This is a genomic window from Modicisalibacter sp. 'Wilcox' (genome assembly GCF_010993675.1).
GTDB lineage: Bacteria > Pseudomonadota > Gammaproteobacteria > Pseudomonadales > Halomonadaceae > Modicisalibacter > Modicisalibacter tunisiensis.
Window position 1 is genome coordinate 146,097 of sequence record NZ_WNXF01000006.1, and the last position, 12,451, is coordinate 158,547.

General features: G+C 67.2%; 12 protein-coding genes. 2 read left to right on the top strand and 10 right to left on the bottom strand.

Annotated elements, in window-relative coordinates:
* Positions 1-5: 5 nt before the first annotated feature.
* Positions 6-1,421 (bottom strand): acetyl-CoA carboxylase biotin carboxylase subunit, encoded by a 1,416-nt coding sequence (locus G7A98_RS07710; RefSeq protein ID WP_163649066.1) that lies wholly within the window; start codon positions 1,419-1,421, stop codon positions 6-8.
* Between the two features lie 178 nt (positions 1,422-1,599).
* On the opposite strand from G7A98_RS07710, the gene G7A98_RS07715 reads away from it, so the two are divergent.
* Both G7A98_RS07715 and lipA read left to right on the top strand, forming a co-directional pair.
* Complete coding sequence (locus G7A98_RS07715; RefSeq protein WP_163649068.1) at positions 1,600-2,586, top strand: LysR family transcriptional regulator; 987 nt, start codon at positions 1,600-1,602, stop codon at positions 2,584-2,586.
* Positions 2,587-2,943: 357 nt separating this feature from the next.
* Positions 2,944-3,996, top strand: coding sequence for a lipoyl synthase (lipA, locus tag G7A98_RS07720; RefSeq protein WP_163649069.1), 1,053 nt, complete (start codon positions 2,944-2,946; stop codon positions 3,994-3,996).
* 78 nt (positions 3,997-4,074) lie between these two features.
* Here the strand turns inward: lipA and lipB are convergent, their stop codons facing one another.
* The 9 genes from lipB to rsfS form a co-directional block, all read right to left on the bottom strand.
* Complete coding sequence (lipB, locus tag G7A98_RS07725) at positions 4,075-4,728, bottom strand: lipoyl(octanoyl) transferase LipB (protein WP_163649070.1); 654 nt, start codon at positions 4,726-4,728, stop codon at positions 4,075-4,077.
* Positions 4,728-5,039 (bottom strand): DUF493 domain-containing protein, encoded by a 312-nt coding sequence (locus tag G7A98_RS07730; RefSeq protein ID WP_163649072.1) that lies wholly within the window; start codon positions 5,037-5,039, stop codon positions 4,728-4,730. The genes lipB and G7A98_RS07730 overlap by 1 nt, the downstream gene beginning before the upstream one ends.
* A 124-nt stretch (positions 5,040-5,163) precedes the next feature.
* Positions 5,164-6,300 carry a D-alanyl-D-alanine carboxypeptidase family protein gene (locus G7A98_RS07735; protein ID WP_224416770.1) on the bottom strand — a complete coding sequence of 379 codons (1,137 nt, stop codon included), beginning with the start codon at positions 6,298-6,300 and terminating at the stop codon, positions 5,164-5,166.
* Between the two features lie 132 nt (positions 6,301-6,432).
* Positions 6,433-7,395: a septal ring lytic transglycosylase RlpA family protein gene (locus tag G7A98_RS07740; protein WP_163649073.1), complete on the bottom strand. Its 963-nt coding sequence runs from the start codon at positions 7,393-7,395 to the stop codon at positions 6,433-6,435.
* Positions 7,392-8,426, bottom strand: a complete 1,035-nt coding sequence (mltB, locus tag G7A98_RS07745; protein WP_163649074.1) for a lytic murein transglycosylase B — start codon at positions 8,424-8,426, stop codon at positions 7,392-7,394. The genes G7A98_RS07740 and mltB overlap by 4 nt, the downstream gene beginning before the upstream one ends.
* A 52-nt stretch (positions 8,427-8,478) precedes the next feature.
* Entirely contained in the window at positions 8,479-9,624 is a 1,146-nt protein-coding gene (gene rodA, locus G7A98_RS07750) for a rod shape-determining protein RodA (RefSeq protein ID WP_163649075.1), read from the bottom strand.
* Positions 9,611-11,503, bottom strand: a complete 1,893-nt coding sequence (gene mrdA, locus G7A98_RS07755) for a penicillin-binding protein 2 (RefSeq protein ID WP_163649077.1) — start codon at positions 11,501-11,503, stop codon at positions 9,611-9,613. Before mrdA ends, rodA begins: the two co-directional genes overlap by 14 nt.
* A gap of 89 nt (positions 11,504-11,592) precedes the next feature.
* Complete coding sequence (gene rlmH, locus G7A98_RS07760; protein WP_163649079.1) at positions 11,593-12,060, bottom strand: 23S rRNA (pseudouridine(1915)-N(3))-methyltransferase RlmH; 468 nt, start codon at positions 12,058-12,060, stop codon at positions 11,593-11,595.
* Entirely contained in the window at positions 12,057-12,419 is a 363-nt protein-coding gene (gene rsfS, locus G7A98_RS07765; RefSeq protein ID WP_163649085.1) for a ribosome silencing factor, read from the bottom strand. The genes rlmH and rsfS overlap by 4 nt, the downstream gene beginning before the upstream one ends.
* Between the last annotated feature and the right edge of the window lie 32 nt (positions 12,420-12,451).

A 12,451-nucleotide genomic window follows, 5' to 3' on the forward strand; every position in this document is an offset into this window, starting at 1 on the left:
TCTCCTTATAGTCCGGCGTGGGCGGCGATGGCGGCAGCGATGGCCAGCGCGACCTCTTCGGGGTTGCGCTTCACCGAGTAGTTGAGCAGTTCGGGATGCGCCGGGACGAAGCCGGTATCGAACTCGCCGCTGCGGAAGTCGGGATGGCGCAGGATCTCCTGGTAATAGGGCGCGGTGGTCTTGACCCCCTGCAGACGCATGTCGTTGAGTGCCCGGATGCCCCGGTCCAGGGTTTCCTCCCAGGTCAGCCCCCAGACGATCAGCTTCAGGCACATCGAGTCGAAATACGGCGGGATCGTGTAGCCGGTATAGATTGCCGTGTCGGTGCGCACCCCGGGGCCGCCGGGCGCGTAGTAGCGGGTGATGCGGCCGAACGACGGCAGGAAGTCGTTGCGGGGATCCTCGGCATTGATGCGGAACTGGATCGCGTAGCCGTGGTGGTGGATGTCCTCCTGGCGGAAGGCCAGCTTGAGCCCGGCGGCGATGCGGATCTGCTCACGGACGATGTCGACCCCGGTGATCGCCTCGGTGATGGTGTGCTCCACCTGGACGCGGGTGTTCATCTCCATGAAGTAGATCTCGTTGCCCTTGACCAGGAACTCCACGGTGCCGGCGTTCTCGTAACCCACCGCCTTGGCGGCGCGCACCGCCAGCTCGCCGACATAGGCGCGCTGCTCGGGGGTCAGCTGCGGGCTGGGGGCGATCTCGATGAGCTTCTGGTTGCGGCGCTGGATCGAGCAGTCGCGCTCGAACAGATGGATGACGTGACCGTGGCGATCGGCGAGGATCTGCACCTCGATGTGGTGCGGCTCGACCACGCACTTCTCCATGAACACGTCGGCGCTGCCGAAGGCCTTGGTGGCTTCGGAAATCACCCGCTCCCAGGCCTGCTCGAGCTGCCGGGCATCGTCGCAGCGGCGGATGCCGCGCCCGCCGCCGCCCGAGGTGGCCTTGAGCATCACCGGGTAGCCGATCTCGTCGGCCAGGGCGAGGGCCGCCTCGCGGCTTTCCAGGTTGCCCTGCGAGCCGGGCGTCACCGGCACGCCGGCCTCTCGCATCGCCGCGCGCGCCGCGGTCTTGTCGCCCATCCGTGCGATCACCGAGGCATCCGGGCCGACGAAGGCGATCCCCGCCTCGGCGCAGATGCGGGCCAGGTCGGCATTCTCGGAAAGAAAGCCGTAGCCGGGGTGAATGGCATCGCAGCCCGTCTCGCGGGCCAGGTCGACGATGCGGCGCGGATCGAGATAGCCCGCCAGGGGATCGTCGCCGACGAAGTGGGCCTCGTCGGCCCGCTTGACGTGCAGCGCGAAGCGATCCGGCTCGGTATAGATGGCGACGGAACGGATCCCCATTTCGGCACAGGCGCGCACGATCCGTACGGCAATCTCGCCGCGATTGGCGATCAACAGTTTCCGGAACACAGGCTGTCCTCCAGGGTTGCGTCCACGACGGGCATGCGAAAAACTCAAGGGTGGCTTGTCCGTTGCCGCGGCCGTGTTGGGTGTGGCTTTTACGCTACCCCGGGCAAACACCAATAGAAAAATTGATATTTTTTTGCCAACCTATAAGGTAGCGCTTATACCTGTAACGGAAACCGCCATGTCGCGCCCGCACCTGCTCAACAGACTGACCTTTCGCCAGCTTCAGGTCTTTCAGGCCGTTCACCGCCAGCAATCCTATTCGCGCGCGGCCGAGCAACTGGGGCTCACCCAGCCCGCGGTCAGCGCCCAAATCCGTCAGCTGGAACAGGCTCTCGAGCAGCCGCTGTTCAAGTACGCCGGCAAAACCCTGCACGTGCTGCCCGCCGCCGACGCTCTGGCGGCCACCGTGCAGTCGATCTTCGGCCAGGTCTCGAGCCTGCAGATGGAACTGTCCGAACTGGCCGGCACGATCCGCGGCGAGCTCATTCTCACGGCAGTCTCCACCGCCCAGTATGTGGTGCCGCACATCCTGGCGCGTTTCCGTGCCCGCTATCCGGAAGTCCACATCCGACTGCGGGTGTGCAATCGCGGTCAGGCACTGGAGCGTCTCGCCGAGCGACGCGACGACCTGGTGATCATGGGCATGGTGCCCGACGACGCCAACCTGGCCTTCATGCCGATTCTCGACAACGAGATGATTCCCATCGTCTGGCCCGGGCATCCCTTGCTCACCGCCACGCAGCCCACGCTGGAAGACTTCACGCGCCATTACGTGCTGATGCGCGAACCCGGCTCCGGCACGCGCACCGCCTTCGAGGAGTTCGTCGCGCGCGAGCGTGTCTCCCTGGCGCACACGCTGGAAATGGGCACCAACGAGGCGATCAAGCAGGGCGTGATGGCCCATCTCGGCGTGGCGGTGCTGCCGCGCCTGGCGGTTCAGCTCGAGCTGGCCTCGGGGCTGCTCGCCTCCCCCGACCTGCCCGGCTTTCCGCTCAAGCGCTCCTGGTGCACGGTCTACCCCAAGGACCGCTACCCGACCCCGGTCACCGAGCTGTTCATGCGTTTCGTGCGCGAACTGCTGCCGGAGCTCAACGCCCATTTCAAGGCACCGATCGAGCCCGCCCCCGGGCCCAGCTTCGTGTGCCTGCCGATGGTCGACGCCTGAGCGCCGCGCCGGCAGGGCAATCGCAGTTGGCTTCGACGAGGGCGCCGGGGGCAGGCTGGAGAGGAGGTCCGATGCCAGGGATGGCATCGGTAGCGCCCAGGGAAGGGTCTACAGCGCCTCCTCGCAGGCCTGCCGTCGGCTCAGCCCGAGCCATGTTTCAGCTATCGGCAATAGCCCTGGCCAGGCCGGCGCTCGCTGTCCAGAACCGGGCCTCGTGTGGTATGTTGAGGCCATCGATCCACGCATCATCCGTCATGCCCGGCCGCCCGGAACCGCCATTCGGCGCAGCGCCCATGCCCCCGCGGCAGTGCCGGCGTTCCGGCGCCAGCGGCCGGCTTGCAGAGAGGCTCAAGAACCATGAGCGACACCCCCTCCCAGCGCGTCACCAGCGGCAAGAAATACCGCAACGATCACGGCATCGCCGCCATCAAGGATGGCATGAAGTCTCGCAACCAGAGCGAAGGCGGTGGCGTCGGCGGGCGCAAGCCCCAGTGGCTGCGCGCCCAGATTCCCGGCGGCGGGCGTTTCGACGCCGTGAAGCGCAACGTCGCCGAACACCGGCTGAGCACCGTCTGCGCCGAGTCACACTGCCCCAACATGGGCGAATGCTGGAGCAACGGCACCGCCACCATCATGCTGATGGGCTCGGTGTGCACCCGGGCCTGCCGTTTCTGCGCCGTCGACACCGGCAACCCGCGGGGCTGGCTCGACGCCGAGGAACCGGCCAACACCGCCAAGTCGGTGGAGCTGATGGGGCTGCGCTACGTGGTGCTCACCTCGGTGGACCGCGATGACCTGCCGGACGGCGGCGCCAGCCACTATGCCGACTGCATCCGCGCCATCAAGGAACATACCCCCGAGGTCGCCGTGGAAGCCCTGACCCCGGACTTCGACGGGGCGCCCAGCGCCATCGAGCAGGTCGTCGACTCGGGCCTCGAGGTGTTCGCCCAGAACGTCGAGACCGTGGAGCGCCTGACCCAGCGCGTGCGCGACCCGCGGGCCGGCTATCGCAAGACCCTCGACGTCCTCGCCCATGCCAAGCGCCATCGCCCCGAGGTGATCACCAAGACCAGCCTGATGCTGGGCCTGGGGGAAACCGAGGAAGAGATCCTGCAGACCTTCGATGACCTGCGGGCCATCGGCGTCGATATCGTGACATTGGGGCAGTACCTGCAGCCGACGCGCAACCACCTGCCGGTGGAGCGCTGGGTCACCCCCGAGGAGTTCGAACGCTACCGGGTGCTGGGGCTGGAAAAGGGTTTCATGGAAGTGCCCTCGGGTCCGCTGGTGCGTTCCAGCTATCGAGCGGATCGGGTGTTCGAGAAGAACAACCTGGGCCTGGCAGCCCCCGCCGAGGTGCCCGGGCAGTCCTCCGATCCGAACCGCATCGACGCCGTCAACGTCGGCTGAGCGCCGCCCCCACGCATGAAAAAACCCGGCAGCCTGTAAAGGCCGCCGGGTTTTTCATGCCCGCTTTTCCCGCACAGGCTATGCCTCGGCCAGGATTAGCTCACGACCCAGCTCACGGGCCAGACACTCGGCCAAGCGCCCGGCCACCGTATCGACATCCGGGCAGTCATCGATCAGATCGGCAAGCCGCGTCATCGCCATGCCGGCATACCCGCAGGGATTGATGCGCAGGAAGGGCGACAGGTCCCCATCGACGTTGAGGGCCACGCCGTGAAAGCTGCACCCGCGACGGATACGCAGCCCCAGCGAAGCGATCTTGGCCTCGCCCACGTAGACCCCCGGGGCATCGGGGCGTGCCTTTGCCGTCACGCCGTACCCCGCCAGCAGGGCGACGACCGCGTTCTCCAGCGCCGTCACCAGATCGCGCACGCCCAGGCCGGCACGCCGCACATCGAGTAGCGGGTAGAGCACGACCTGACCGGGGCCGTGATAGGTCACCTGACCGCCGCGATCGGTGGCCACCACCGGGATATCGCCGGGCATCAACAGGTGCTCGGGCTTGCCGGCCTGCCCCTGGGTGAACACCGGATCATGCTCGACGAGCCAGAACTGGTCGGGCGTGTCGGCGTCACGCTGGTCGGTGAGCTCGCGCATCGCCTGCCAGACGGGCAGATAGTCGCGCCGCCCGAGGCGCTGCACCTGAACCGGCAGACGGCCGCTGTCGCTCGTCATCACACCACCATGTGCACACGGCCGGTCGCCTTCAGCGAGGCGAACAGCGCCTCGAGCTGGTCATGGCCGGTCGCGGTGATGGTCACGCGAACGGAGCGAAAGCGCCCGTTGCGGCTGTCCACGGCATTGATGGTGGTGCGATCGACGCCCGGGGCATGCTGCTCGACGATCTCGATCACGACTTGCTCGAAGTCCGGCGCGGCATCGCCGACGATCTTGATGGGATAGTCACAGGGGAACTCGACCCGAGGCCGCTCGACCCCGGAGGTCGGCGTCTCGACCCGCAGGTCGCGCAGGGATTTGTCGTTCATGAGGGTCACTCGGTGAAAGCCATTTCCGAGTATTCTACGCAACCTGTACCGGTCGACCAAGGTCGACCGGTACCCAGGGCAAGCATGGCGCCCGGCAATCGACCACCACCGGGCGCGGGTGGCCTCAGAACAGGCCGGTCACGAACAGCACGATCGCATCCCAGATACGCTTGAAGAAGCCGCCCTGCTCCACGCTCTGCAGCGCCACCAGCGGCTGCTCGCGGATCACCTTGCCACCCAGCTTGACCTGCAGCGTGCCCAGCTGCTGACCGGCCTGTACCGGCGCCTTGATGGTCTCCGGAATGTTCAGCTTGGCGGTCATTTCATCACGCCGGCCCTGCGGCACGGTCAGGTAGATGTCCTGGGTCACACCCAGCTTGAGGGCATCGCTCGCCCCGCCCCAGATACGCGGCTGATTGAGTACGGCACCCCGCTGGTAGAGCTTGAAGGTGTCGAAGAAGCGGAAGCCGTAGCTGAGCAGTTTCTGCGACTCCTGGGCGCGGGCCTCGTCGGACTTGGTGCCCATCACCACGGAAATCAGCCGCATGTCGTCCTGCTTGGCGGAAGACACCAGACAGTATCCGGCCTCCTCGGTATGCCCGGTCTTCAGGCCGTCGACCGCCGGGTCCCGCCACAGCAGGCGGTTGCGGTTGGGCTGGCGGATATCGTTGTAGGTGAAGTACTTCTTGGAATAGATCTGATAGTGATCCGGATAATCCCGGATGATGTGTCGGGCGATCGTCGCCAGGTCCCGGGCGGACGAGTAGTGATCCTCGTGGGGCAGGCCGGTAGCGTTGGCGAAATGGGTGTTCTTGAGTCCCATGCGCTGCGCCTGCTGGTTCATCAGGTCGGCGAACGACGACTCGGAACCGGCGACGTATTCGGCCAGGGCAACACTGGCATCATTGCCCGACTGAATGACCACGCCATGAAGCAGGTCATCGACCTTGACCTGGGTGCCCTCGCGCACGAACATCCGCGACCCGCCGGTGCGCCAGGCATGCTCGCTGATGGTGACCATGTCGTCGTCGGAGATGTTGCCGTCGTCGATCTCCTTCTCGACGATATAGGCGGTCATCATCTTGGTCAGACTGGCTGGCGGCAGCCGCTCGTCGGCATTGTGCTCGACCAGCACCTCGCCGCTGTTGGCGTCGAGCAGGATCCACGACGACGCAGCAAGGCTCGGCGGCGAAGGAATCATCGGCTGCGGCAGGGTCTTCTGCTGCTGCTGGGAATCCGGCTGGGGCTGCTGTTCGGCCATCACGGGCTGGACTATCGCGATACAGAACGCGGTGACGGCAACAGCCAGACCATGCCAGGGACGAGAGGGAAAAAGGGACAGTCTCATGACGCGTGTTTCTCGTTGCTGGTTGTCAGGGAAATCCATCGGTCATCATTGCTGACCGGCGGTAACGGTGAAAGCCTGCGCGAAGCCGGCCTGCTGAAGCTCGCGCCGCAGCGCCTCCAGCGCCGGACGATCGGCCACCGGGCCGACCTGAACTCGATGTAGCCGGCCGCCGTTGTCGATGCGCACCGGTCGATCGAGACGGGACTGCAGGCGCTCACGCAGCCGCTCGGCATTGCCGGCCGACCCCAGCGCCGCCACCTGCAGATAGAACATGCCTTCTGCCGGCCCGCCCGACGCCGAGCCGGTGTCGGACGCCTTGCGCGGCGACAGCGACACGGCCCGGGGCGGAGCCTTTGCCGGAGCGGCCCGTGTCGCCACTGCCGCCTGCCTCTTCGTCGGCGACTTCGCGGCGGCGACCGACTCGCCCTCGCCCGCCGTCGACTTGCCATGCCGAGCCTGCCAGGCCACCGGGTCGATCGCCTCGACCCGCACATGCCCCGTGCCGTGGCGAAGGATACCCAGCCGCGCCGCAGCCGCATAGGAAAGATCGATCAGCCGGTTGCCATGAAACGGCCCCCGGTCGTTGACGCGGACGATGACCGAGCGGCCGTTGTCGGTGTTGGTCACCCGGGCATAGGTCGGCAACGGCAGGGTCCGATGCGCCGCCGACATCTTGTACATGTCGTAGGGCTCGCCGCTGGCAGTGTCATACCCCTGGAACTTCTTGCCGTACCAGGAGGCGGTGCCCTCCGCCTCGTAGCCTCGCGGGTCGGAGAGCACATGATAGGTCCTGCCCCACACCCGGTAGGTCGAGCGGTTGCCGCTCTCGGCACGTGGTTCGACCCGGGGCACGGCATCGGGAACCTGCGAGACATCGGGCGGGCTGTCGGGATAGGCATCCTCGCCCATGGCATAACGCCCGCCGCCCTGCCGGGCCCCGTCACCGGCACAGCCGGCCAGGACCAGCAGCGCGACCAGCATCGCCGGCAGCCACCACGCGCGTGTCATGCCGGCGCCTCCAGGGCCTCGCGAATGCGCTCGGCCAGGGTGGCCACCGCCATGGCATAGAGGTGGCTGTGGTTGTAGCGGGTAATGACGTAGAAGTTGCGGAAGCCGAGGCGATAACGGGTCTTGCCGTCGGCCACGTCGAGGGCCAGCGGAATCACCTGGCGATCCGCCGCCAGGCTCGAATCCTCTGCCTGGACACCGGCGGCGGCCAGGGCGTCGACGCGCTCATAGGGCGGCTGGGTGCGATTGAAGGCGATGGCATCGGGCGGTGTGGCCGGGCCCGTCGCCTCGGCGACAATCGGCGCCCCCGCCTGCCAGCCATGCCGGGCGAAGTAGTTGCCGACACTGCCGATGGCGTCGACGGGGTCATGCCACAGGTCCCGCTTGCCGTCGTCGTCGAAGTCTACCGCGTAGGCCTGATAGCTGGTGGGAATGAACTGGGGATAACCCATCGCCCCGGCATAGGAGCCTTCCAGCGAACCGGGGTCGACCCCCTGCTCGCGGGTGATGGTCAGGAAGGCCGCCAGCTCGCCGCGGAAGAACTCGCCTCGCGACGGATGGTGGAAGGCCAGCGTGGCCAGCGAGTCGAGCACGCGATGACTGCCGGCATGGCGGCCGTAGTAGGTTTCCACGCCGATGATCGCGGCGATCACTTCGGGCGCCACGCCGTAGGTGTCCCGGGCCCGCGCGAAGGCGTCGCGATGCGCGCGCACGAAGTCGGCGCCCGCCTGGATGCGCTCCGGCTGGATGAAGATGTCACGATACTCGTCCCAGCGCAGGTGGCGCTCGGGCGCCTTCGACATCGCCTCGAGCACGCCCTGGCGATACGCCGCCTGCTTCAGGGCCTTTTCCAGCCAGCCGCGGTCCGCGCCGGAAGCCACCTGGGCGTCGACCCAGCGGGCGATCGCCGGATGCGTGCCCGGGTCGAACGTCTCGTCGGCGCCCACCGCCGGCAGGGCCGCCAGCAGGCAAACGCCACCCAGCAGCCCTGCCCGCAGCACGCGTTGTCGACGGTCCAGCCACTTGCTCATTGTCGTCGAATCTCCCTGTTGGCCGATGGTCGCCGCCACCGGGAATGGCGGTTCAGCGCGGCAGCAGCCGCCGGTGCCCGTGAATCGCCATGAGAATACCGAAGCCGGTCAGCAACGTCACGCTGGAGGTCCCGCCGTAGCTGACCAGGGGCAGCGGCACCCCAACGATCGGCAGAATGCCGCTGACCATGCCGATGTTGACGAACACGTAGATGAAGAAGGTCAGGATCAGGCTGCCGCCGACCAGCCGGCCGAAGGTATCGTGGGCCTGATTCGCCATCACCAGCCCGCGGCCGACGATCAGCAGGTAGACCGCCAGGAAGCTCAGCATGCCGATCAGCCCCAGTTCCTCGCCGAGCACCGCGACGATGAAGTCGGTGTGGCGTTCCGGCAGAAACTCCAGCTGCGACTGGGTGCCCAGCGTCCAGCCCTTGCCGAAGATGCCGCCGCTGCCGATCGCCGTGGTCGACTGGATGATGTTCCAGCCCGAGCCCAGCGGATCGCTTTCCGGGTTGAGGAAGGTCAGCACGCGCTGACGCTGGTAGTCATGCATGTTCATCCACAGCAGCGGCAGCGCCGAGCCGGCCAGCAGCCCCAGCACGGCGACGATGCGCCACGAGATGCCGGCCAGCAGCACCACGAACACGCCCGAGGCCGCCACCAGCAGCGAGGTGCCCAGATCGGGCTGCCGGGCGATCAGCAGTACCGGGACGGCGATGATCACGGCGCACACCAGCAGGTCCGGCAGGCTCGGCGGCAGCGCCCGGCGATGGAGGTAGGCGGCGATCATCATCGGCATCGCCACCTTCATCAGTTCGGAGGGCTGGAAGCGGATCACTCCGGGAATCACCAGCCAGCGCTGCGCGCCCATGCCGATATCCCCCATCAGCTCGACGGCGATCAGCATCAGCAGCCCGGCCCCGTAGGCCACCGGCGACCAGCGACACAGCGTCTTCGGCGAGAACTGGGCGACGATCACCATCGCCGTGAGCGCCACCCCGAGGCGCATCGCCTGGGCTTCCACCACCGATAGGCGCTGACCGCTGGCGCTGTAGAGCACCACCAGCCCACCGCCCAGCAGCAGCAGCAGAAAGGCACATAGCCAGGGATCGAGATGAATACGCGTCCACAGCGTCACCCGACGCTTGACGCGGGCGTTGCGCGGATAGTGAAGAAGGGCCGAATCACGGAGTCGCATGGGTCCCTCGCTCGCGGATTTCCGCCGCGGCCTTGTCCAACGCGTTGTCGTCGGGCAGCAGCCAGGCATCGGTGATCGCCCGCGCCAGCGGCGCGGCATGGGAGCTGCCGCCGCCGGCGTTTTCCACCACCACGGCCACCGCGATCTGCGGGTCGTCGATCGGCGCAAAGGCGGTGAACAGGGCGTGGTCGTGCAGGCGATTCTCGAGCTCGTCGGCGTTGTAGCGCTCATCGTTGTCCAGCGTGAAGACCTGCGCCGTGCCCGACTTGCCGGCCATGCGGTACTCGAGCCCGGCACCGACACGCCGCGCGGTGCCCTCGCTGCCGCTCATCACCCGCCCCATGGCGTCGCGGACCAGATCCCACCACTTGTCGTCGAGCTCGATATCGGGCTTGGCGGGCGGCGGCTTGACCGGCTCGTCGCCGATCCGCTTGGCCAGGTGCGGCGTTACCCACTTGCCGCGATTGGCGAGTACCGACAGCGCCGTGGCCATCTGCAGCGGCGTGGCCAGCCAGTACCCCTGGCCGATGCCGACCGAAAGGGTCTCGCCGGGGAACCACACCTGCCCCTTGCGCTCGCGCTTCCACTCCCTTGACGGCATCAGCCCCTTCGAGGCGCCGTAGACGTCGTAGCTGGTATCCTCGCCGAAGCCGAAGCGGTGCATGAAGGCCGACAACCGATCGATACCCAGCTCATGGGCCAGGCGATAGAAGTAGGTGTCGTTGGACACCTCGATGGCCCGGCGCATGTCGACACGCCCATGCCCCCAGCGCAGCCAGTTGTGATAACGCCGGTCGAAGCCCGGCAGCTTGTAGTACCCGGGGTCGAAGATCGTCTTGTCGGGCGAGATCACCTCATTGGCCAGACCGGCCAGCGCCATGTAGGGCTTGACCGTCGAGGCCGGCGGATACTGGCCGCGCGCCGCCCGGTTGTAGAGCGGCAGGTCGAGGTCGTTGCGCAGGGCGCGGTAATCCTTGCGGCTGATGCCGGTGACGAACAGGTTGGAGTCGAAGCCCGGCGACGACGCCATGGCGAGGATGTCGCCGGTCTTGGGCTGTATGGCGACGATCGCGCCGCGCCGGCCGTCCAGCAGGTCATAGGCCAGCTGCTGCAGGCGCTCGTCGATGGTCAGCACGATGTCCTTGCCGGGCACCGGATCGGTGCGCCCGATCTCCTTGACCACCCGCCCCCGCGCGTTGGCCTCGACCTGGCGCAGGCCGGCCTTGCCGTGCAGGACCGACTCGTACTGCTTCTCCACCCCGGTCTTGCCGATGAAGTGGGTGCCGGCATACTCGCCGCTGTCCAGCTCGCGAAGTTCCTCGGCATTGATGCGCCCCACGTAGCCGAGCACATGGGACATGATCTTCGGGTCGGGGTAGTAGCGCAGCAGCTGCGCCTCGACCTCGACCCCCGGGAGACGATAGCGATTGACGGCCAGCCGCGCGATCTGCCGTTCATCCAGCTCGCTCATCAGCAATGCCGGCTGGTAGGGACGCTGCCGCTGGTAGGCCCGTTCGTGAAAGATCTCGGCCTTTTCGGGCGGAAGATCCAGGATATCGACCAGCAGCTCGAGCGTGGCGTCCAGATCATCGACCCGCTCGGGCACGATGGTCAGGTTGTAGGTGGGCCGGTTCTCGGCCACCAGCCGGCCGTTGCGGTCATAGATCAGCCCGCGGGTCGGCGGCAGCGGTTCGACCCGCACCCGGTTGTCCTCGGAGCGCGTGGTGTAGACCTCGTGCTGGACCACCTGCAGATAGACCAGCCGTGTCACCAGCGCGCCGGACATCAGCACCACCAGCGCCGCCGCCAGCAGCGAGCGGTTGCGAAAGACGCGCAGCTCCTGCTCGGGGTTCTTCAGCGCATCACGACGTTTACGCATCGCGACCCGGGCATGGCATCAGGCATGACGTGGCGGCGTGCGCTCGGGATCGGCGGTGGTGGCTGCTACATGGTGACATCGATACGTCGTCAGCGGTGATAGGGATGGCCCACCAGGAGCGTCCAGGCCCGGTAGAGTTGTTCGGCGAGGATCAGCCGCACCATGGGGTGCGGCAGGGTCAGGGCCGACAGCGACCAGCGCTGGTCGGCCGCCGCCGACAGCCCCGGCTCGAGACCGTCCGGGCCGCCCACCAGCAGCGCCACGTCACGCCCCGAATGACGCCAGTCGTCGGCTTCCCGGGCCAGGCGCTCGGTGGACCAGGCCTTGCCGCCGACTTCCAGCGCGACCGTCAGCTCGTCGCCGCGCAGGCGCTCGCGCATGCGCTGTCCCTCGAGCGTCACGGCCCGGGCCACGTCGGCATTCTTGCCGCGTGCCCCGGGAGCGATCTCGACGATCTCGAGCGCGAAGTCCCGCGGCAGGCGCTTGCGGTACTCGTCGACACCGCGCTCGACCCAGTCGGGCATGCGGTTACCCACGGCGATCAGGCGTACCTTCACGCCCGCCCTCCGCCGACCCGCTCCTCGACGTCGGCAGGCATGTCGGCCCACAGGCGTTCCAGATCATAGAGTCGACGGGTTTCCGGCATCATCACATGCACCACGACATCGCCGAGATCGATCAGCATCCATTCGTCGCCGGCCTTGCCCTCGACCCCCAGAGGGCGCACGCCGGCTTCCTTGGCCTTCTCGACCACGTTGTTGGCCAGTGCCGCCACGTGGCGGGACGAGGTCCCGCTGGCCACCAGCATGATATCGGTGACGCTGGTCAGCGCCGAGACATCGAGTTCGGCGATGTCCTGCCCCTTGAGTTCCTCCAGGGCATCGATCGCCAGGGTCTTGAGTGCGTCGGTCTGCATAGCTCCTCGTAAGCAACGGTCTCGTCAGACGC

Coding starts and splice junctions, on each gene's coding strand:
- G7A98_RS07735 (WP_224416770.1), bottom strand. CDS start 6,300: ATGGCCGAACAGCAGCCCCAGCCGGATTCCCAGCAGCAGCAGAAGACC.
- mrdA (WP_163649077.1), bottom strand. CDS start 11,503: ATGCGTAAACGTCGTGATGCGCTGAAGAACCCCGAGCAGGAGCTGCGC.
- lipA (WP_163649069.1), top strand. CDS start 2,944: ATGAGCGACACCCCCTCCCAGCGCGTCACCAGCGGCAAGAAATACCGC.
- mltB (WP_163649074.1), bottom strand. CDS start 8,426: ATGAGCAAGTGGCTGGACCGTCGACAACGCGTGCTGCGGGCAGGGCTG.
- G7A98_RS07715 (WP_163649068.1), top strand. CDS start 1,600: ATGTCGCGCCCGCACCTGCTCAACAGACTGACCTTTCGCCAGCTTCAG.
- rsfS (WP_163649085.1), bottom strand. CDS start 12,419: ATGCAGACCGACGCACTCAAGACCCTGGCGATCGATGCCCTGGAGGAA.
- G7A98_RS07730 (WP_163649072.1), bottom strand. CDS start 5,039: ATGAACGACAAATCCCTGCGCGACCTGCGGGTCGAGACGCCGACCTCC.
- G7A98_RS07740 (WP_163649073.1), bottom strand. CDS start 7,395: ATGACACGCGCGTGGTGGCTGCCGGCGATGCTGGTCGCGCTGCTGGTC.
- lipB (WP_163649070.1), bottom strand. CDS start 4,728: ATGACGAGCGACAGCGGCCGTCTGCCGGTTCAGGTGCAGCGCCTCGGG.
- rodA (WP_163649075.1), bottom strand. CDS start 9,624: ATGCGACTCCGTGATTCGGCCCTTCTTCACTATCCGCGCAACGCCCGC.